This is a genomic window from Arthrobacter sp. PvP103, assembly GCF_017833075.1.
Classification (GTDB): domain Bacteria; phylum Actinomycetota; class Actinomycetes; order Actinomycetales; family Micrococcaceae; genus Arthrobacter.
Genome location: NZ_JAFIBQ010000001.1, coordinates 512,744 through 531,100, shown reverse-complemented (window position 1 = coordinate 531,100; position 18,357 = coordinate 512,744). Strand labels below are relative to the sequence as shown.

At 64.2% G+C, this 18,357-nt stretch carries 12 protein-coding genes; 10 read left to right on the top strand and 2 right to left on the bottom strand.

Features of this window, described 5'->3' with window-relative positions:
* The first annotated feature begins 10 nt into the window (after window positions 1-10).
* The 8 genes from coaD to JOE41_RS02455 all read left to right on the top strand — a co-directional run bounded on the left by coaD (window position 11) and on the right by JOE41_RS02455 (window position 6,347).
* The gene (coaD, locus tag JOE41_RS02490; RefSeq protein WP_011692345.1) at window positions 11-490 is read left to right on the top strand and encodes a pantetheine-phosphate adenylyltransferase; all 480 of its coding nucleotides are present in this window, start codon (window positions 11-13) and stop codon (window positions 488-490) included.
* A gap of 196 nt (window positions 491-686) precedes the next feature.
* Entirely contained in the window at window positions 687-1,211 is a 525-nt protein-coding gene (locus tag JOE41_RS02485; RefSeq protein ID WP_011692344.1) for a DUF177 domain-containing protein, read from the top strand.
* A 36-nt stretch (window positions 1,212-1,247) separates the two neighbouring features.
* On the top strand, window positions 1,248-1,451 hold the full coding sequence (gene rpmF, locus JOE41_RS02480; protein ID WP_009356569.1) for a 50S ribosomal protein L32: 204 nt from the start codon (window positions 1,248-1,250) through the stop codon (window positions 1,449-1,451).
* 18 nt (window positions 1,452-1,469) lie between these two features.
* Window positions 1,470-2,192 (top strand): ribonuclease III, encoded by a 723-nt coding sequence (gene rnc / locus JOE41_RS02475; protein WP_011692343.1) that lies wholly within the window; start codon window positions 1,470-1,472, stop codon window positions 2,190-2,192.
* A gap of 8 nt (window positions 2,193-2,200) precedes the next feature.
* Window positions 2,201-3,181 carry a bifunctional DNA-formamidopyrimidine glycosylase/DNA-(apurinic or apyrimidinic site) lyase gene (gene mutM, locus JOE41_RS02470; RefSeq protein ID WP_209750704.1) on the top strand — a complete coding sequence of 327 codons (981 nt, stop codon included), beginning with the start codon at window positions 2,201-2,203 and terminating at the stop codon, window positions 3,179-3,181.
* 132 nt (window positions 3,182-3,313) lie between these two features.
* On the top strand, window positions 3,314-4,027 hold the full coding sequence (locus JOE41_RS02465) for a hypothetical protein (RefSeq protein ID WP_209750702.1): 714 nt from the start codon (window positions 3,314-3,316) through the stop codon (window positions 4,025-4,027).
* Window positions 4,028-4,032: 5 nt separating this feature from the next.
* Window positions 4,033-5,322, top strand: a complete 1,290-nt coding sequence (locus JOE41_RS02460) for an MFS transporter (protein WP_209750700.1) — start codon at window positions 4,033-4,035, stop codon at window positions 5,320-5,322.
* A complete protein-coding gene (locus tag JOE41_RS02455; protein WP_374068639.1) occupies window positions 5,319-6,347 on the top strand; it encodes a TolB family protein in 1,029 nt (342 codons plus the stop codon). Before JOE41_RS02460 ends, JOE41_RS02455 begins: the two co-directional genes overlap by 4 nt.
* 464 nt (window positions 6,348-6,811) lie before the next feature.
* On the opposite strand, the gene JOE41_RS02450 is transcribed toward JOE41_RS02455, so the two are convergent.
* Window positions 6,812-11,566, bottom strand: a complete 4,755-nt coding sequence (locus JOE41_RS02450) for a DUF4082 domain-containing protein (RefSeq protein ID WP_209750698.1) — start codon at window positions 11,564-11,566, stop codon at window positions 6,812-6,814.
* Window positions 11,567-11,931: 365 nt separating this feature from the next.
* Between JOE41_RS02450 and smc the strand changes: the two genes are divergently transcribed.
* The gene (smc, locus tag JOE41_RS02445) at window positions 11,932-15,600 is read left to right on the top strand and encodes a chromosome segregation protein SMC (protein WP_209750695.1); all 3,669 of its coding nucleotides are present in this window, start codon (window positions 11,932-11,934) and stop codon (window positions 15,598-15,600) included.
* Window positions 15,601-15,663: 63 nt separating this feature from the next.
* Window positions 15,664-16,878, top strand: a complete 1,215-nt coding sequence (ftsY, locus tag JOE41_RS02440) for a signal recognition particle-docking protein FtsY (RefSeq protein WP_209750693.1) — start codon at window positions 15,664-15,666, stop codon at window positions 16,876-16,878.
* Between the two features lie 44 nt (window positions 16,879-16,922).
* On the opposite strand, the gene JOE41_RS02435 is transcribed toward ftsY, so the two are convergent.
* A complete protein-coding gene (locus JOE41_RS02435; RefSeq protein ID WP_245200857.1) occupies window positions 16,923-18,068 on the bottom strand; it encodes an MFS transporter in 1,146 nt (381 codons plus the stop codon).
* Window positions 18,069-18,357: the final 289 nt, after the last annotated feature.

The window sequence follows — 18,357 nt, the reverse complement described above, 5'->3', positions numbered from 1 at the left end:
GGTTCGGAGCATGAGACGCGCCGTATGCCCTGGCTCCTTTGACCCGATCCACAATGGCCACCTGGAAGTCATCGCCAGGGCCGCAGGCCTCTTTGACGAAGTCATCGTGGCTGTGTCCACCAACTACGCCAAGAAGTACCGCTTCCCGCTGGAGGAACGGATCGACATGGCCCGCGAGACCCTCGCGTCCCTGCGCGGCATCGTAGTGGAGCCGGTGGGCGAAGGCCTGCTGGCCGAATACTGCAGGCAGCGGGGGGTGTCCGCAATTGTGAAGGGCCTTCGATCGTCGTCGGACTTTGACTACGAGCTCCCGATGGCAACGATGAACCGGCAGCTGAGCGGCGTGGAAACGGTCTTTCTTCCCACCGAAGGCCACTATCTCCACTTGTCGTCAACGCTCATTAAGGAAGTCTTCACCCTCGGCGGCAACGTGTCCGATTATGTGCCACGATCGGTGCTGAAACGGCTGCTGGCGGGCGAGTCGTCCTAGGATCGGCCCGGCAGAGGGTAGGCTTGATCGGTACGCAACGGCCCCTGCCGGTTTTGCGGCCCAATCCCTGTCCGTCCCGCGGTGCTCAACTGTGTGGCATTCAGCCGGTTTGAGTCCGCCCGGAAGATCAGGCTAAGATAGTACGTCGGTCATATGTTCAACAGGAGTTCTCATTAAACGAGATGCTAGTTCGCCCTTGGCGTTCGACGTCAAGGACCTCGGGCGCAGCCCGGGGAGCATGCGGACGCTGAAAGAACATGTACCCGCACCAAGCGAGCTTGGTGTGGCACTCATTGGCGTGCAGGAAGGCTCGGATGTCGGGCTGGATCTGCGGCTGGAGGCCGTACACGAAGGAATTCTGGTATCAGGAACTGTTCACGTCGAAGTAACCGGCGAGTGCGGCCGATGCCTGGATCCCCTTGCGTATGACCTCGAGGTCGATGTGCAAGAACTTTTCTTCTACGAGGACGCCCAGTTCTCCGCCGAAGAAGACGAAGAAGAGCAATATCGAATCGAGCACGATTTAATCGATCTTGAGCCGGTGTTGCGGGACGCGGTTGTAACCATGCTGCCGTTCCAGCCGGTGTGCCGGGAAGACTGCCAGGGCCTTTGCTCCGAATGCGGAGTACGCCTGGAAGACGAGCCGGGGCATCACCACGAGGTCGTAGATCCTCGCTGGGCTGCCCTAGCTGACTTGGCTAAGCCTGACCGGCAAAATTGATTTGTAAGTGTTTTTCTAGAGAGAAATGAGTTAGCCGTGGCTGTCCCGAAGCGGAAAATGTCTCGCTCGAATACCCGCGCCCGCCGCTCCCAGTGGAAGGCAACCGCCCCCCACCTGGTGAAGACCGTCGAGAACGGCCAGGTTACGTACAGCCTGCCGCACCAGGCAAAGGTCGTTACCGACTCGGCTGGCACTGCGCTGTTCCTTGAGTACAAGGGCCGCAAGGTCGCGGACGTCTAATCGGCCCACTGGCTGAACATGACGTCTTCAACTGAAGAGCTTTTGAAGCGTCTCGGTGTCTCTATTGATGCCGGGACGCTTCGTCTTGCTCTGACACATCGTTCGTATGCCTACGAAAACGGCGGCATACCCACCAACGAGCGCCTCGAGTTCCTGGGTGATTCCATCCTGGGCTTTTCCGTGACGGATGCCCTCTACCGCGACAACCCTGCACTGCCTGAGGGTGACCTCGCGAAGCGGCGTTCAGCTGTGGTCAGCACCAGGGCACTCGCCGGAATCGGCCGCAGCCTTGGCATCGGAGAGTACATCTACCTCGGGCAGGGCGAAAAGCTCACCGACGGCAAGAACAAGGCCTCGATCCTTGCGGACACCATGGAAGCGCTGATCGGAGCCACCTACGTGTCCAACGACATCGAGACGGCACGCCAACTGGTCATGCGGCTGATCGGCCCGCTGCTGCAGGACGCCGCCGCGCTTGGTGCAGGCACCGACTGGAAGACCAGCATCCAGGAACTGGCGGCCAGCCGTCAGCTGGGCAGCATCTACTATGCCGTGGAGGGTTCCGGCCCGGATCACGCGCGGACGTTTGTCGCCGTGCTCCGGATCGGCGGGACCGATTACGGACAGGGTGCCGGACGGTCCAAGAAGGAAGCCGAGCAGGAAGCTGCCGCTGACGCCTGGCGGAAGCTGTCGGTTACCGCGACGTCAGGTCTTCCGGCGGAATCCGAAGCCGGCCTCTAGGTCTTTCCGTGCCCGAACTGCCGGAAGTCGAAGTTGTCCGCCGCGGCCTAGTGAGCTGGGTCCGCGGCAGGACGATCACTTCTGTCGACGTCCTGGATCCGCGTTCAATCCGCCGGCACGCCCTCGGCGCCCAGGACTTCACCGGCAACCTCGAATGCTCCCGGGTCCTGGATGTGGTGCGTCGCGGAAAATTCCTCTGGCTACCGCTGGAGGAGGCGGCAGCAGTCCAGCCAGGTACTGACGGCATTCCGGCCGCAGGCACGTCCCGGCCGCGAGTGGCGCTCATGGCCCACCTGGGAATGAGCGGCCAGCTGCTGATGCAGGATTCCGTGGTACCGGATGAAAAGCACCTAAAAGTCCGCCTGCGGCTGAGCCCCGCCCACGGCATGCCGGAACAACTCAGATTCGTGGACCAACGCATCTTTGGGGGCCTGTTTGTCACGTCGCTGGTGCCAACGGCCGACGGCGGACCCGGCGGCCTTGGGGAGGTCCCGGAGCCGTTTATTGCCGAAGAGGCGTCCCACATCGCCCGGGATCCCCTGGATCCCTATTTTTCCTTCGATTCCTTTTACCGCCGGCTGCGGAGCCGTAAGACTGGACTCAAACGTGCGCTGCTGGACCAGGGACTCGTTTCCGGGATCGGCAACATCTACGCAGACGAGGCACTGTGGCGGGCGCGCCTCCACTACGCCCGGCCCACCGAAACGCTCCGCCGCGCCGATGCGCTGCGGGTTCTCGACGCCGCCCGTGAGGTGATGCTGGACGCCCTTGCCGCCGGCGGGACAAGCTTCGACTCCCTCTACGTCAATGTAAACGGCGCCTCCGGGTACTTTGACCGGTCGCTTAACGCGTACGGCAGGGAAAACCAGGAGTGCAAACGCTGCGCCGCTGCAGGCATCGTAAGCCTGATGAAGCGCGAACAATTCATGAACCGGTCCTCCTATACCTGCCCCGTTTGCCAGCCCCGTCCCCGCAACGGCCGGTGGTGAGGCAGGGAAAAGCAGGTACCGCCACTCTATCGAAGCCGTCTTTTCCGGTGTCAGACTGTGCCCAAGGCAGCCCGGGCTGCCGGAATCGCAGGCGCGTTGGTCTCCAACGCCTGAACGGGAGGCGGGGGCCCAATGATAGCGAAGAGGCTTGTCATCGTGGGGGTGAGCGTCGCGGCAGTGCTGGGCGGCACCGCTGTTGTGTTCGATCAGCTGGCCGGAGTCACGGACACGGGAACGGCCGCTCCGTCAACGAGCGTCCCCCCGGCCTCGGCCGGCAGCGGCGGTACCCTGCCGCCGGGAGCTTCGGCCACTGAGGACGACACATCCGCCGCGCCGGGATCTGAGGCAGGCGGAGGGAGCGGGCCGGCCTCCGGAACCGGGGAATCAACGGAAAGCCCGGCAGCACCGGCGGTATTGGAAGTGCTTCCCCCTGTGTCGGCAGCACCCACTGGGCTTCCGCTGCCATCCCCGCCGTCGGCGTTGGTTAGCCTTCCGATGCCGCCGACAGCCTCCGCCCAGGGCAAGATCGTTGACGGTTTCCCTTCGTCTGTGTTTCCGTTTCCGGACGGAAGCGTTGTGGTCTCTACGGGTGTATCTGCCGCGGATACCGTCCTCCAAGTGACGGCGGATGCCATCTCGGCCTCCAGCCAGGACTCCGTAGTGGCCCACTTCCAGCAAAAACTCGCCGCACTGAAGTTTTGGTCCGAGGCGGCCCCCGCCGCGGACGGGCAGCGGTCGGTCCGCTTCGTCAGGGGCACCGATTCGGTGACCCTAACCACGTCAACCACGGGCACGGGCAGTACCCGTTTCATGTTGCTCGGCAACCTTCACGCGACGGCGGGGTAGCGGCCATGTACATCTCGGTCTCAGATCGGAACGGCGGCAAGAAGGACGCGCTGCCGGCAACGAACGATCCCATGGTGCCCCGGCGGGCTTTCCGCCTGTCGCCTGTCATCCTGTGGCTGGGTGTTGTCAGCATGTTCACCGATGTCTCCTCCGAATCGGTATCCGCTGTCCTTCCCCTTTACATCACCGGATTCCTCGGCCTGTCAGCCATTGCCTTCGGGATACTTGACGGGATCAACCAAGGTGCCAGCGCCATTGTCAGGATCGCTGCGGGGTGGGCAGCGGACCGGAGCGGACATCCCAAACGCATCGCACTCGCGGGCTACGGGTTGTCGATGGTGGCCAGGATCGGATTCCTTTTCGCCGGCGGCTTCTGGGCCCTGGCGGCCATCGTTACCGGTGACCGGATCGGTAAGGGCATCCGCACGGCACCGCGTGACGCTCTCATCACCGTGTCCGCCCAGCCCGAGTACCTGGCGCGCCACTTCGGCGTGCACCGGATGCTGGACAACATCGGTGCCGCAGCCGGACCGTTGCTGGCGTTCTTCATCCTGATGCTCATTCCCAACGGCTACGGCACTCTCTTTGTGGTGTCCCTTGCGTTCGCGGTGATCGGAGTAGCCGCCCTCGCACTGCTGGTACCCAACGTGAAAACGGGAACCGCGGCAGGACCGGCGCCCGGCCGGCGCCCCGGCCCGGTCTTCGTCTTTCGCTGGAGCCTTTTACGCGAGCCCGGACTTGGCCGGCTGCTTATCGCCTCGGGGCTCCTTGGACTGCTGACCGTCGGCGACGGATTCATCTACCTGGTCCTGCAGAACCGGGACTCCTTTGCGGTGCAGTGGTTCCCGCTGCTGTATGTGGGCACGAATGTCGTATTCCTTGTTCTCGCGATCCCGCTTGGCAAACTGGCCGACCGCTGGGGAAAAGCGAAAGTCTTTGTTACGGGGCATGTGGCCCTCCTGCTGTGCTATCTCCTCGCGGCGGCACCGCTTAGCGGATTCGGTCCGACGCTGGCCTGCCTTGTCCTGCTCGGAGCCTTCTACGCTGCAACCGACGGTGTGCTCGCCGCTCTGGCAAGCCAGCTCACACCGCCGGAGAAGCTGGCCACGGGCATCGGCGCAGCCCAGACCGTTGTGGCCCTGAGCCGCATGGCTGCTTCGGCCGGCTTTGGTGTCCTGTGGTTCACACTTGGCCCGTCCACGGCAATGGTGGTGGTGGGCGGCTGCCTCGCGGCCGCCGTCCCGGCCGCCCTGCTGATCCTGCGGGCGGGAACGCGCCAAAGGCACACAGCTTGAGCCCCGGGAGCGGCAGGAAACGCTGGATCATCCTGTTGGTGATCACGGTGATGGTTCTCGCGGGGGCCGGTTCTTATGCAGCCACCGCTTTTCAGCGGTTCCAGGACAGCCGCTCGGCAGCGTCCGTTGTCAGCGTGGCCTCCGGAGGTGCCCTTCCTGCGGCTGCTTTTGTCCTGTTCCGCAATACCGCGCCGGGCCAGGGGTATGGCATGGCCGCGACTGTCCCGCTGGAAGAGCCCGCCGGGCAGCGGGACCTGGCATCCGAGGCTTGCGACCGGGTCTACGGCACCGCTCGGAATATCGTTTGCCTGAAGACAAACCGAGGCCTCGTTACCAACTTCGAGGCGGTGTTGCTGAACCGGGAATGGCAACCCACCAGCCGGTGGGCGGTGCCGGGGATGCCCAGCCGAACACGGATGAGTGCGGACGGCTCGCTGGTGTCCACAACGGTGTTTGTCACCGGCCACTCTTACGGCGCATCGGGTTTCTCGACGGAAACGTCCATCAGCCGGACTGACGGAAGCCCCCTAACCGGCACCTTGGAGGGGTTTGCCCTCCTGGTCAACGGAGCTCAGGTGACAGCGGCCGACCGGAACATCTGGGGCGTGACCTTCGTCCCGGGGGAGGCGGACGCGTTCTATGCAACGGCGGCGTCGTCGGGGCGCATCTGGCTTGTCAAAGGCAGCATCTCGGCCAGGACCCTTACGGCAATCCACGACGGCGTCGAATGCCCCTCGCTGTCGCCTGACGGTACCCGCGTGGCCTACAAAAAGAACACGGGCACATCCCTGGCCGCTCACTGGAAGATCGCCATCCTGGACCTGGCCGGCGGAAACGAAACAGTTTTGTCGGAGACCCGCAGCGTTGACGACCAGATCGAATGGCTGGATGACGGGACACTGCTCTACGGACTGCCCCGTGACGGCGCCGAGGGCGATAGCGACGTCTGGCAAATCACGGCTGACCCTTCCGCCCAGGCGTCCCTGTACATAGAGCACGCCTGGTCGCCGTCGGTGGTTCGCTGAGCCTCCTGCATGCGGTCCTCTATCGGCCAATCTCACTGGGCCGACGCGCCGGGCAGGGATCGCCATCCTCGCGAAGGTTGCTGTGACAGGATCAGCTCGAAAGCACTCCGCAGCCACGTCTCCTCCGAGAACGTGAAACTGTGGGACAGCCTGGTGAACAATGGTGGATCGAAGGAGGGGCGGGATTTCTGCATGGTGGAGAAGATGGCTACCGGTCCTGCTGGCGGCCCGGGAGCGGGCGACGACCCCTGGCCCGGAACTAAGCCGTGTGAGCCGCAGTCGGACGGAAGGCCAGTGCCAGGCCGGATCCGTAGTTTGGGCTTTGCCTGCAACTACGGCCGACGCTGGAGTTAGCAGCATATTTCCCGGATATGACTTGACGGCTTCGGCAGAGTACCTTGCGGACAGGCGGGTTGCCGTCCGGCTCCTGTCGGGCGTCGGCACACGCCCGACGGGAGTCGGCCCTACAGTGAAGCCGGGGTGAAGACGACGTCGACGAAGTAGTTCGTGGAATTCCAGGAGTTCGTTGGGACCGGTCCGCCTCCCCCGTATCGGAAGACGCCGTTGTTGGGGCCCGGTGCGGTGAAGACACCGTTGGTCCACGATTGCGTGAAGAACGCCGATGTGTAGGCGTAGTTGCCATTAGGTGCCTGGTATGAAACTACGTAGTTCTGGCCAGCCTCGAGCGGGACCGGGTTGGCAAATATTGCGGTTTGCCAACCGGTTGCTGTCTCCTCGGTGAAGGTAACTTGGGCAATCTTCTCACCGGCTGAATTCCACAGCGAACCCACATGGGAACCGGTGTTGCCAGGACCCTTATAGAAGCGGATGCCCGTGGCGTTACCCGACGAAGAAACTGAGAAGGCGGTTCCCAGCTCGATGGATGAATTGTCGCCTGCTGCAGCTGGAACAGCCGGTAGCAAGGAGCCAAACATGGTTTGTTGAGCACCCGACGGATTGGCCGTTCTGAATTGCCAGTTAAGCGGTGCCAACGCGGCTCCTTGGGTTGAGATGACGTTGCTGATGCTGGCAGTCAATGTCGTGTCGGGCTGCAGTTGCTGGTCCGGCGAAAAAGTGACGGTGCTGCCATCCGCTGACAGCCCTGCGCTTCCTGGGACCGGTGAACCGCCTGCCGACAACTCGAATGCAAAGCCGGATTGAATGGGCGCCGAAAACGTGATCGCCGGTTTCGACGTCAATGGAAAGTCAGTCGAGTCTGGTGCCGGCATTTGTGATAGCACACTCAGCGGCGGTGGGGTGCCGGCGAAAACGACATCCACGAGGTAGCTGGCGCCCGACGAGGATGACGGGAAGTCGCCGCTATAGCTGTAAGCGCCGGACGTCGCATGCAGTGATCCGCTGATAAGCGCTGAACTGAGCCCTCCGGGAGTTGCGGAATAGGTACCTGTGGGGCTTCGGTATGCTGCCACATATTCGGTGTTGGCAACTATATCCACTGGTTGACTGAAGGTCGCTGTCTGCCACCCCGCGGTGGTTTCTCCGCTGAAAGTGACTGTGGCCAGTTGCTGACCGTTCGCGCTGTAAAGGGCACCTGTGTGGGTCCCGGTGTTGCCGGGGGCCTTGAAGAAGCGGACCCCTGAGACCTGGCCGGACGTGGTGCTGAAGAACCGGACGCCCAAGGTCAGTGACACTCCGTCCCTAAACTCCGGCACGTCAGGCACAGTAGTGTCCTGGTAGAGAGTGCACGGACAATCGCCCTCGGTCCGCGGCGGCGGTGCTGTGGTAAATGACCAGGTCCCGCCGGTCTCGAGTCCCTGGCCTGTCGTAGAACTTGCCGTCAGGGTGGCCGTGTAGGTAGTGGCTGCCGTCAGGGGTGCCGACGGCGTGAACTCCACCTTGCCTGTTGCCTGATTGTAGCTAGTGGTCCCCGGGATATCCGTGGCGTCAGGTCCTGCCAAGGTGAGACGGACAGTTGAGGGTACCGCCGGCTTAGAGAATGTCGCGCCCACCTGAGTACTCGGTGCAACACTGGAGGAGCCCGGGTAGGGGGTGTGTCCGGCTGCCGTGAATGCTACCTCTGGATATTCGGCCACCACGTCCACCATGTAGCTGGCGTGGGAACGGGCGTCCGGGAAGTTGTTGGTGTACGAATAGGCGCCTGCCTCGGAAGAAGTCCGCAGGTTGCCTGAACTGAGTCCACTCCCGAATCCATTGATCGTTGCGGAATATGTACCGATGTCCGTCTTGTAGGCCACGATGTATTCGGTGTTCGCCGCCATCGCAACGGGCTGATCAAAGTGGGCTGTTTGCCAACCGGAAGTGCTTTCGTTGGCGAACGTGGCGGTTGCCAGCTGCTGACCGGCTGCGGTGAAGAGAGATCCGGTGTGTGTGCCCGTGTTGCCGGCGGCCTTGTAAAAGCGGACCCCCGTCACGGTTCCGTCGATTGTGCTGGAGAACCGGAGGCCCAGCGTCAGCGGCACGCCGTCACGGAACTCCTGAATTCCCGGGAGGGCTGAATCATCATAGAAACCGCACGGGCAACTCCCTGGGGGTGATGGGGAAACGACCGTCGTGAAGGACCAGGTTCCTCCGGCGGTCAGGGAGCCGCCTCCCGTGGCGCTTGCGCCGAGCGCCGCAGTGTAAATGGTCGCCGGTTCGAGGGCGGCTGCGGGTGTGAAAGTTGCCTTGCGGGAGGTTCCGTCGTAGGCGACGGATCCGGTGACCGTTGTTCCGTTGGATGCCGTCAGGGTGAGCTGGACAGTTGAGGCCGCGACAGGCTTGGAGAAGACCGCTCCTACTGTGGTGGACTGGGACACGCTGGAAGATCCTGCTAGCGGCCACTGGCCGGAGGCTGTCAGGGGCGTGTTGTCCACTGTGTCAAAGACTGCGTCCACGAAGTAGTTGCCGTTGCCGAAGCTGCTTGCTGGGAAGGCGCCCGGCCCGCCATACACGCCGGCCGGTTCACTGCCGAAACCGCCTGCGACGGTAAGAGGGGGCTCCATAAAACCGAAACTTGCCCATTGGTTCTCTGCCACGGCGTAGTGGCCGTTGGGGGCCGTGTATGACACCGTGTACTTCTGTCCGGCCGTCACGGGCACCGGCTGGCCGAATAGCACCTTTTGCCATCCTGATGCTGATTCCGCAGTGAATGTGGCACTCGCCAGGCGCTGGCCGGCAGAGTCCCACAGCGAACCGGCATGCGTGCCGGAATTGCCGGTGCTCTTATAGAACCGGACACCGGTGATGAAACCGTCCACGCTCGGCGTGATCTTCATGCCGAGCTCGTAGGCTCCGCCGTCCTGGGAATCCGGAACGGCCGGAACCTGCTGGCCGAACACGGTGTAGGGGCCGCTTAGGTGCAGGCTTCGGGTCGAAGCGGTGCCGATGTTGGCACTGTCATCCACGGCGCGCACCTTGATGCTGGCCGTGTCGAGCCCTTTCTGGATATATGTGTAAGTCCAGTTTTGTTTGCCCTGGGCCGGATGCCAGGTGGTCCCGCCGTCGGTGGAGACTTCGACGCCGGCGACGATGCCGCCATTGTCACTGGCTGTGCCCGACACCGTGATGCTGCTGCCGTGTGCAACCACGGTACCTTCTGCGGGGGAGGAGATGGAGGCTGTTGGTGCTGCCGCATCACTGCTGGCAGTTGCCGCGGCCAGCGCCGGATCTCGCGTGCCTGGCTGGGCGCCCATGTCCGCCAGCAAGTTGATCTGGGCTTGCTGCATCCGTGGATCCGCGGCGGCACCGTTCCCGTCATGCTGCTGGTCGAGGCCCCAGGTCCACTGGACAGTGCCGGCTGAAAAGACCAGCGCACCGCTCGCTGCCCTGTATAGCGTCGTGTTGTGGGTGGTCGTTCCGGGTTTCACTGTGTTGCCGAAATCCTGGAGGTACTGGTCCGTCGGGCCGGTGGTCGTTGACAGCCTGATCAACCCTGCGGGCCTGAACCCGTTGTCCAGGTCCTCGTTGGACTCGTAGCCCACTGTATGGGGTGCCAGCTGCGCGGAACTTCCGGCTGCCAAGGAGGCGAGAGACGTGTTGCGCCACAGGCGGGCCTTACCCTCCGCAGCACTCACAGTAACGGGCAGGTCCGTGAAATTGGACATGTACAAGGTCCCGGTCAATCCGTTCTCCGGCATCCCGCCCCCATTGGCCTGCGCGGCGAACCTGGGATCACGCCAAGTCCCGGTCCACTCGGTGCTTGGATCCACCTTGCTGTTTGCCCACGTCTCCTTGTAGGACGTGATCGTGCGGTATGCCGCGCTGTCAACCTGGGACGGTTCGTAGCGAGTGCGCCAGTACATTTCGTTACCGGACAGAAACTGAAGGTTGACGCCGGCGTCGCGTGCGGCTTCCACATTGGCCCGTTGGGGACCTGACCAGTATTCGTCGTGGCCCACGGAGAGGAATACCTTGTGGTTTAGGAGCTGCGCGCCGTCCCGGTGAGTGTCGACGCCGCTGATGTAGCTGACGTCATAGCCGTTCTTCTCCAGGAAACGCACTAACGGGTACTCGTTGCCGAAGTAGAAGTCCCGTCCGTCAGGGCCGCCCCTGGTGGAAACCGGCCGGTTGTAGCTGATCTTGTAGGCCCTGCCGTTCGCCCCGCCTTCGTAGAAGTCGGAGCCGCCATAGGTGTTGTAGGCCTGCCACGTTGTGTCGGAGGTCTGGAAGACCACGTCGGAATGGCTGCCGTCGGCGCGGACAATGAAAGTGATGTGGCTTTGGCCGCCGGTGTCCGGCCGGGTCAGGAGGGCGACGTAGACGCCGGAGACGGCCGTGGCCGGGACCTGCCACGTGGCCGAAACGGCCCACGTTCCGCAATCGTAAAGTTCGGTTGCCACGTCGGAGCGGCATTGCGGCTGTGATTGCCGGAAGGCCAGGGGGGTGACGTTGGCGATCTTGCGGGCCCCGAGGCCCTGGTACCAGCCGGTCCGGTAGATGGCGATGGAGTAATTGGACGCGTTGGTATCAATCTTGAAGTTGATCGGCTGGCCGGCGTTGACACTGATGTCGGTGGCAAATCCCTGAATGTCCGAATCACCCGCCCCGGTGATGTCCCACTCTGATGGCGGGCTTCCCGGTTTGGAGTTTTCGCAGGCAATGGCGTTCACAACGGGAGCACAGGGGTCCGCCGCATATGCCAACGGTAGGAGCCCGACAGGTGCTGCAGCCGGCAGGAGCGCGGCCACCATCGCTAATGCCAGCAGGAAGATGACCTGCTTGAAGGCCTTGAGCGTGCGATCGGCTGAGGGTACAGACATGTGAACTCCTGGAGTGAGTGCGCAGTTGCTAATCAGGCGGTGCTTTGTGCACTGCCCTGCATGCCGCCCCCCGGCGCAGCCAAACCAAGATATTCAGTTGTCGTCCAGCAAAAGGTCGCGTCGTAAACGCCCCTCACTGCATCATGGCCAGTCCAGCTCCGCTGGATCCTGCCAAGTCGATCCGGTGTGAGACCACCGGGTCGAGCAGCGTCAAGCAACCTTTAGCCGCGAGTCTAAGGGCTTGCAACGAGGTGTGGCAAGGGTCTGGACGCCGCAACGTGCCAAAATCCGGGCTTTGTCATTGGCACGCAGTAGATTTAAGCCGGGAACAGCCCGCTTCAGCCATTCAGGAGATCCGAACCACCTTGCACCTCAAGAGCCTGACCGTCCGCGGATTCAAGTCGTTCGCGTCAGCCACGACGTTCGACTTCGAGCCGGGTGTCACTGCAGTGGTCGGTCCGAACGGTTCCGGGAAATCCAATGTTGTGGATGCACTGGCCTGGGTCATGGGGGAACAGGGTGCCAAGACCCTGCGCGGCGGCAAGATGGAGGACGTCATCTTTGCGGGCACGTCCGGCCGCCCGCCGCTGGGCCGGGCCCACGTCTCGTTGACCATCGACAATACTGACGGCGCCCTGCCGATCGAGTACAGCGAAGTGACCATCTCACGGACGCTTTTCCGCACCGGCGGGTCCGAGTACGCCATCAACGGTGCGGGCTGCCGTCTCCTGGACATACAGGAACTGCTCTCCGATTCCGGCCTGGGCCGGGAAATGCACGTGATCGTGGGGCAGGGCCAGCTGGACAAGGTCCTGCACGCCACCCCGGAGGACCGGCGTGGCTTTATTGAAGAGGCGGCAGGCATTCTCAAACACCGCCGGCGCAAGGAAAAAACGGTCCGGAAGCTGGAAGCGATGCAGGCAAACCTGCAGAGACTGAGCGACCTCACCAGTGAAATCCGGCGACAGTTGACCCCTCTTGGCAAGCAGGCGGAAGTGGCGCGACGGGCCCAAAGCGTCCAGTTTGACGTCCGGGACGCCCGTGCCAGGCTCCTGGCGGACGACCTGATGCAGCTGCAGTCCGCCCTTGCCCAGGATGTGGCCGACGAATCGGCGCTGAAGGCGCGCCGGGCTGTTGTGGAGGAGGGCCTCAAAAACGGTCGTCAGCGGCAGGCGGCGTTGGAACAACTCGCGGCCGAGGCAACCCCCCGGCTCAATGCTGCGCGTGACACCTGGTACCAGTTATCGGCGGGCAGGGAAAGATTCCGCTCTCTTGGGTCGCTTGCAGAGGAACGCCGCCGGCTGCTGGGTGCTGCGGACGAGATACCGGATTCCGGGAGGGATCCGGAGCAGCTCGAAAGGAATGCCGCCCGGGTCCGCGAAGAGCAGGCCGCCCTGGAGGACGCGATCCTGCGGCAGCGCACGGCACTTGAAGCCGCGTCGGCAGCCAAGCAGGAAGCCGAAAGTGCTGCAAGTGCCGAAGACAAACGATTGGCTGCAGTGCTTCGTGCCGCCGCCGACCGCCGTGAAGGACTGGCAAAATTGGCTGGCCAGGTGGGTGCGGCGCGCTCACGAGTGGAAGCTGCACAGGCCGAGCTTGGCCGGCTCCGGGAATCCCAAACGGCTGGCGATGAGCGCCGACGCCGCGCCCAGAGCGAGTTCACGGCGCTGGAATCGCAGGTCGCGGGCGTCGAAGACGGCGAGGAATCCCTGGACGCTGACTACGAGGACGCCAGCGCTTCACTGGACGCAATCCTGGCGGACATCGAGGCGCTGAAGTCTGCCGAACGCGAGGGGGAACGGGAGCGCGATTCGCTGCTGGCCAGGCGGGACGCGCTGCAGCTTGGGCTCAACCGCAGGGACGGGTCAGGCCGGGTGGCGGATTCGGGATTGCCCGGGATCATGGGGCCCCTGGCATCCATGCTCTCCGTCGAGTCCGGGTATGAGGCGGCAATCGCAGCCGCGCTGGGAAACTGCTCGGATGCTGTCGTGGTCAGGGATGCCGGGACCGCCGTCGAGGCCCTGGAGCTACTCAAGGCCGACGACGCCGGCCTTGCCTCGCTGCTGTTGGCGGTGCCGGCCGGGCAAGACGCCGCGGACCCGCTGTCCGGCGGCGGAGCCGCGCCAGCATGGCGGCCACTGCCCGGGGGTGCCCGCTGGGCCGCGGACCTCGTCACCACTTCTGCCGCCGGACTGAACGGGTTCCCGTCAACGCCGGAGGGCGACGCCTCCGAAACGGGCGCCCTGGTGCACGTCCTTCTGCGCAGGCTGCTGGCTGGAACTGCCGTTGCCGAGGATCTGGAGTCGGCGTCGGCGCTCATCCGCGCGCAGCCCGGCCTGACGGTCGTGACACGGGCGGGCGATGTCTTCACTGCATTCACCGTCCGGGGCGGCTCGGCGAGTGCACCGTCGCTGCTGGAGGTGCAGGCCGCCGTCGACGACGCCGAGACGCGGCTCGCCAAAGTAAGCGCTGATCTTGAGCGGAACCGGTTTGCACTCGCCGCCGCCCAGGCACGCAGGACCCAGGCCCAGGAACGCGCGGATGCCGCCTTGGAGCGGCTCCACGAATCGGATGCCCGATTGGCGGCCGTGGCCGAAAGGCTGGGCCATCTGAACTCGGTGCTGCGGAGCGCCGTGGGCGAGAGCGAACGGCTTGGTGCCTCGCTGGCCAGGGCAGAGGCCAATATTGCGGCCGGGGAGGAGGCCCTGCAGGCTGCAGTCGCGCGCCTGGAGGCAGCCCGGCAGGCCCCTGAGGATGAGGAACCGTCGGCTGAGCTCCGGGATGAGCTGGCCCTGGCGGCCGCTGGTGCGAGGGCGGCCGAGATGGAAGCCAGGCTTTCGCTGCGGAGCGCCGAAGAGCAACTGACCGCCACCCGCAATCGCGCCCTGTCCTTGGAACGGGCGGCGGCGGCGGAGCGCCGGGCCCGGGAAGAAGCTGCTCAGCGCGCCCGCCGCCGCAGGCTCCAGGCGCGCCGGGCGGCGGCCGTTTCAGCTGCGGTGGAGCAGGTCATCGGGTTCATGGACGTCTCCGTGGAGCTAGCCCGGCATTCGCGGGACCTTGCAGAGGAAGAGCGGGAGCTCCGGGACCGTGAACTGGTCGAAGTGAGGTCACAGAACGATTCCCTGGGCCGCGAGCTAGCGGAATTGACGGATTCGGTCCACCGCGATGAGCTTGCCCGCACCCAGCAGCGGCTGCGGATCGAAGCCCTCGAATTGAGGTCCGTCGAGGAACTCGGCTTATCACCGGACCAGCTCGTGGCAGACTATGGTCCCGACCAGCTGGTGCCGGTGCCGGCGGGGACGTCGGGTGACAAGTGGGCTGCGCTCCGGGCACCGGTGGACGAGCACGGCACCCCGGTCTTGGAAGGCAAGCCCTTCGTCCGCGATGAGCAGGAAAAACGGCTCCGCAAAGCAGAGCGGGACCTTTCTTCGCTGGGACGGGTGAATCCGCTGGCACTGGAGGAATTCGCCGCGCTGGAGGAGCGGCACCAGTTCCTCAGCAGCCAACTCGAGGACCTCAAGTCCAGCCGCAAGGACCTGCTGGACATCATCAAGGAAGTAGATGACCGTGTGCAGAAGGTGTTCGCCGAAGCGTTCGCAGATACCTCGGCGCAGTTCGTCCGCGTTTTCGCCCGGCTCTTCCCGGGCGGTGAAGGCAGGCTTATCCTGACCGACCCGTCAGACATGCTCACCACCGGAATTGAAGTGGAGGCGCGTCCGGCCGGCAAGAAGATCAAGCGGCTCTCACTGCTGTCCGGGGGCGAGCGTTCGCTGACCGCAGTGGCCCTGCTGGTGGCCATCTTCAAAGCGAGGCCATCGCCGTTTTATGTGATGGACGAAGTGGAGGCCGCCCTGGACGACACCAACCTGGGCCGGCTGATCACGATTTTCGAGGAACTCCGCGAGTCCAGCCAGCTGATTGTCATCACGCACCAGAAACGGACCATGGAGGTTGCCGACGCGCTTTACGGCGTCACCATGCGGGGCGACGGGGTTTCGACCGTCATCAGTCAACGGCTCGGCGCGGACGTATAGCGGCCCGGACCGCAGCATTTCATGTGTGTCTCATGGGTGAAACGTGTGTGAGAAGCTAGGGGAGTGAATGACATCCTCCCCATTATTCTTGCCATCCTCGCTGCCCTGGTGGTCATCGGCGGACTGATCCCGGTCCTCCTGAAGACCCGCAGGAACATCACCAAGTACCCCGGCACCCGGGACGCCAACGATCCCGTCGAACCCCTGCGCGGCGGCGGCGGAACCCTGGTGGAGGATCGCCCGGCGGTCACACCCGAGCGCAAGGCGCCCGGCGGCGTCGACCTCGAAGGGCTGGAGACCGCCGAGGTACCCGACGACGCGGCGGGGCTTGAAACCATTGCAGTGGAGACGCCGTTGCCCGTTGCGGGACGGCTGACAAGGCTGAGGGAACGCCTTGTCAGGTCCAACAACATCCTCGGCAAGGGCCTGCTGGCGCTCCTGTCCAGCGACAAGATCGATGAGGACGTCTGGGACGAGGTCGAGGAAACCCTCCTTCTCGCGGATCTTGGCACCGAGCCGACCATGCAGTTGGTTGACGCCCTCCGGGAGCGCGTCAAGGTGCTGGGCACACGGACCCCCGAACAGGTCAAAGCCCTGCTTCGCGAAGAACTCATCAAGCTCGTGGACCCGACCATGGACCGCAGCCTCCGTACTGATCGCCATGCCGACAAGCCCGCCGTCATGATGGTGGTGGGCGTCAACGGAGTCGGTAAGACCACCACGGTGGGCAAGCTAGCACGCGTCCTCGTGGCCGAAGACAAGGACGTTCTGCTGGGCGCGGCGGACACTTTCCGTGCGGCCGCCGCGGAGCAGCTCGCCACGTGGGGCCAGCGCGTCGGCGTCCCCACGGTGAAGTCCGACGTCGACGGCGCCGATCCTGCCTCCGTCGCCTATGAAGCGGTCAAGGCGGGCATCGACCAGGAGGTCGACGTAGTGATGATCGACACCGCCGGCCGGCTCCAGAACAAAGTGGGCCTGATGGACGAGCTTGGCAAGGTCAAGCGTGTCATCGAAAAGCTGGCCGAGGTGGATGAAGTCCTGCTGGTGCTGGATGCCACCACCGGACAGAACGGCCTGAACCAGGCGCGCGTGTTTTCCGAAGTAGTCAACATCACCGGCATTGTGCTCACCAAGCTGGACGGCACCGCGAAGGGCGGCATCGTGGTGGCAATCCAGAAGACCCTCGGGGTTCCGGTCAAGCTGATCGGGCTGGGCGAAGGCGCGGATGACCTGGCCCCGTTCGATGCCGAGAGCTTCGTGGACGCCCTGCTGAACTGAGCAGTCCCAACCCGGCTGGCTACTGGACCGGGCAGGCTACTGAGCTAGGCAGGCCGTTTGAGGGTCTCCCGCGCGAGTAGCCAGCCGGCCGCGGCCACGATGAGCACCCCGCCGGTCACGCCGAACGCCCACCCGTACCCGAGCCGGTCCGCCAGGAGGCCGGCAAGGACCGGGCCGATGATGGCGCCGGCGTCGGACATCATCTGGAAGACCGCCAGCACACGGCCGCCGGAGCGTCCGTTGCCGATCACATCGGCAATGGCGGCCTGCTGGGCCGGACCCAGCAGGCCGGAACCTATTCCGGCGACGGCGGAGGCCGCCAGGAACCAAAGCATGTCGTGGGTCAGACCGATGCCTGCGGTGGCCACACCGGTGAGCACCAGCCCGGAGATCATCAAAGGCTTGCGGCCGAGGCTGTCGGCAAGTTTCCCCGAGACCGTCAGGGCTGCCGCATTGCCGCCGGCAAAGACCGCCAGCGCCCAACCCGCCGCAGCCGGTCCGGCATTCAGCGCAGCCACGGCGAAAAGCGGCACCGTGGCCATACGGACACCGAAGGTTGCCCAGCCGTTGGCGAAGCTGGAGAACAGCCCCGCACGGTAGGCGCTGTCATGCAACGCCTCGCCGAGCCTCATCGCCGGCTCCAGGCTGCCATCCTTCCGCGATTTGCCGGGCACGTGGCTGAGTTGCGTCTGGACCACCAGCGCGGCCAGGACCAGAGCAGCGGCATACGCCAGGAACGGGACGCGGAGGCCAAAACCGGCAAGCATTCCGCCGACGATAGGGCCGCAGACGTTGCCGATGAGGAATGCGGACGCGTAGGCGCCCGAAACCCGGCCGCGGCTCTCCGGCGGCGCCAGCCGGACCACCAGCGCCATGGAAGCAACCGTAAACATCACCGAGCCTGCGCCGCCCAGGCCCCGGAAAATGAGCAGTTGCCAATAATCCTGGGCGAAGGCGCAGGCCGCCGTTGAGGCTGCCACGATCAAGAGGCCGGCCACATAGACCGGCCGTTCGCCCAGCCTTACGATCAGCGCGCCGCCGGCGGGCGCGAACAGCAGCCGCATGAAGGCAAAAATACTCACGATCACGGCGGCGGCCGTTGCCCCGACGTCGAACGTGGTCGCGAACTGGGGCAATACCGGCGCCACGAGCCCGAAACCCAGCGCGATCAGGAACGCAGCGGCCAGCATCACTTTAATGTCGCGGGGGAGCCGCGGGGAAGGAGGCTGCACCGCAGCGTCGGGATGGTCGGTTTGGCCACCATTCCGGCGGGGCAGGGCCTTACCGGAGTGGAATCGATCGGTCATGGTGCCGTTGTCCTTGCAGGGTGCTGGGATGTGCGGTTTAGGACTGGTGAAACATATCCGTAACAAGCAGGATATGCACCATTTACTTCCGGGAGGTTGTTGTAACAACCCGGACATCTAATTCCTCCGCCGGCGAAACACTGCCCGGCAAAAATCGTCTAAGAACGCAAAA

Coding starts and splice junctions, on each gene's coding strand:
- coaD (WP_011692345.1), top strand. CDS start 11: ATGAGACGCGCCGTATGCCCTGGCTCCTTTGACCCGATCCACAATGGC.
- rnc (WP_011692343.1), top strand. CDS start 1,470: ATGACGTCTTCAACTGAAGAGCTTTTGAAGCGTCTCGGTGTCTCTATT.
- JOE41_RS02465 (WP_209750702.1), top strand. CDS start 3,314: ATGATAGCGAAGAGGCTTGTCATCGTGGGGGTGAGCGTCGCGGCAGTG.
- JOE41_RS02460 (WP_209750700.1), top strand. CDS start 4,033: ATGTACATCTCGGTCTCAGATCGGAACGGCGGCAAGAAGGACGCGCTG.
- JOE41_RS02450 (WP_209750698.1), bottom strand. CDS start 11,566: ATGTCTGTACCCTCAGCCGATCGCACGCTCAAGGCCTTCAAGCAGGTC.
- JOE41_RS02435 (WP_245200857.1), bottom strand. CDS start 18,068: ATGCTGGCCGCTGCGTTCCTGATCGCGCTGGGTTTCGGGCTCGTGGCG.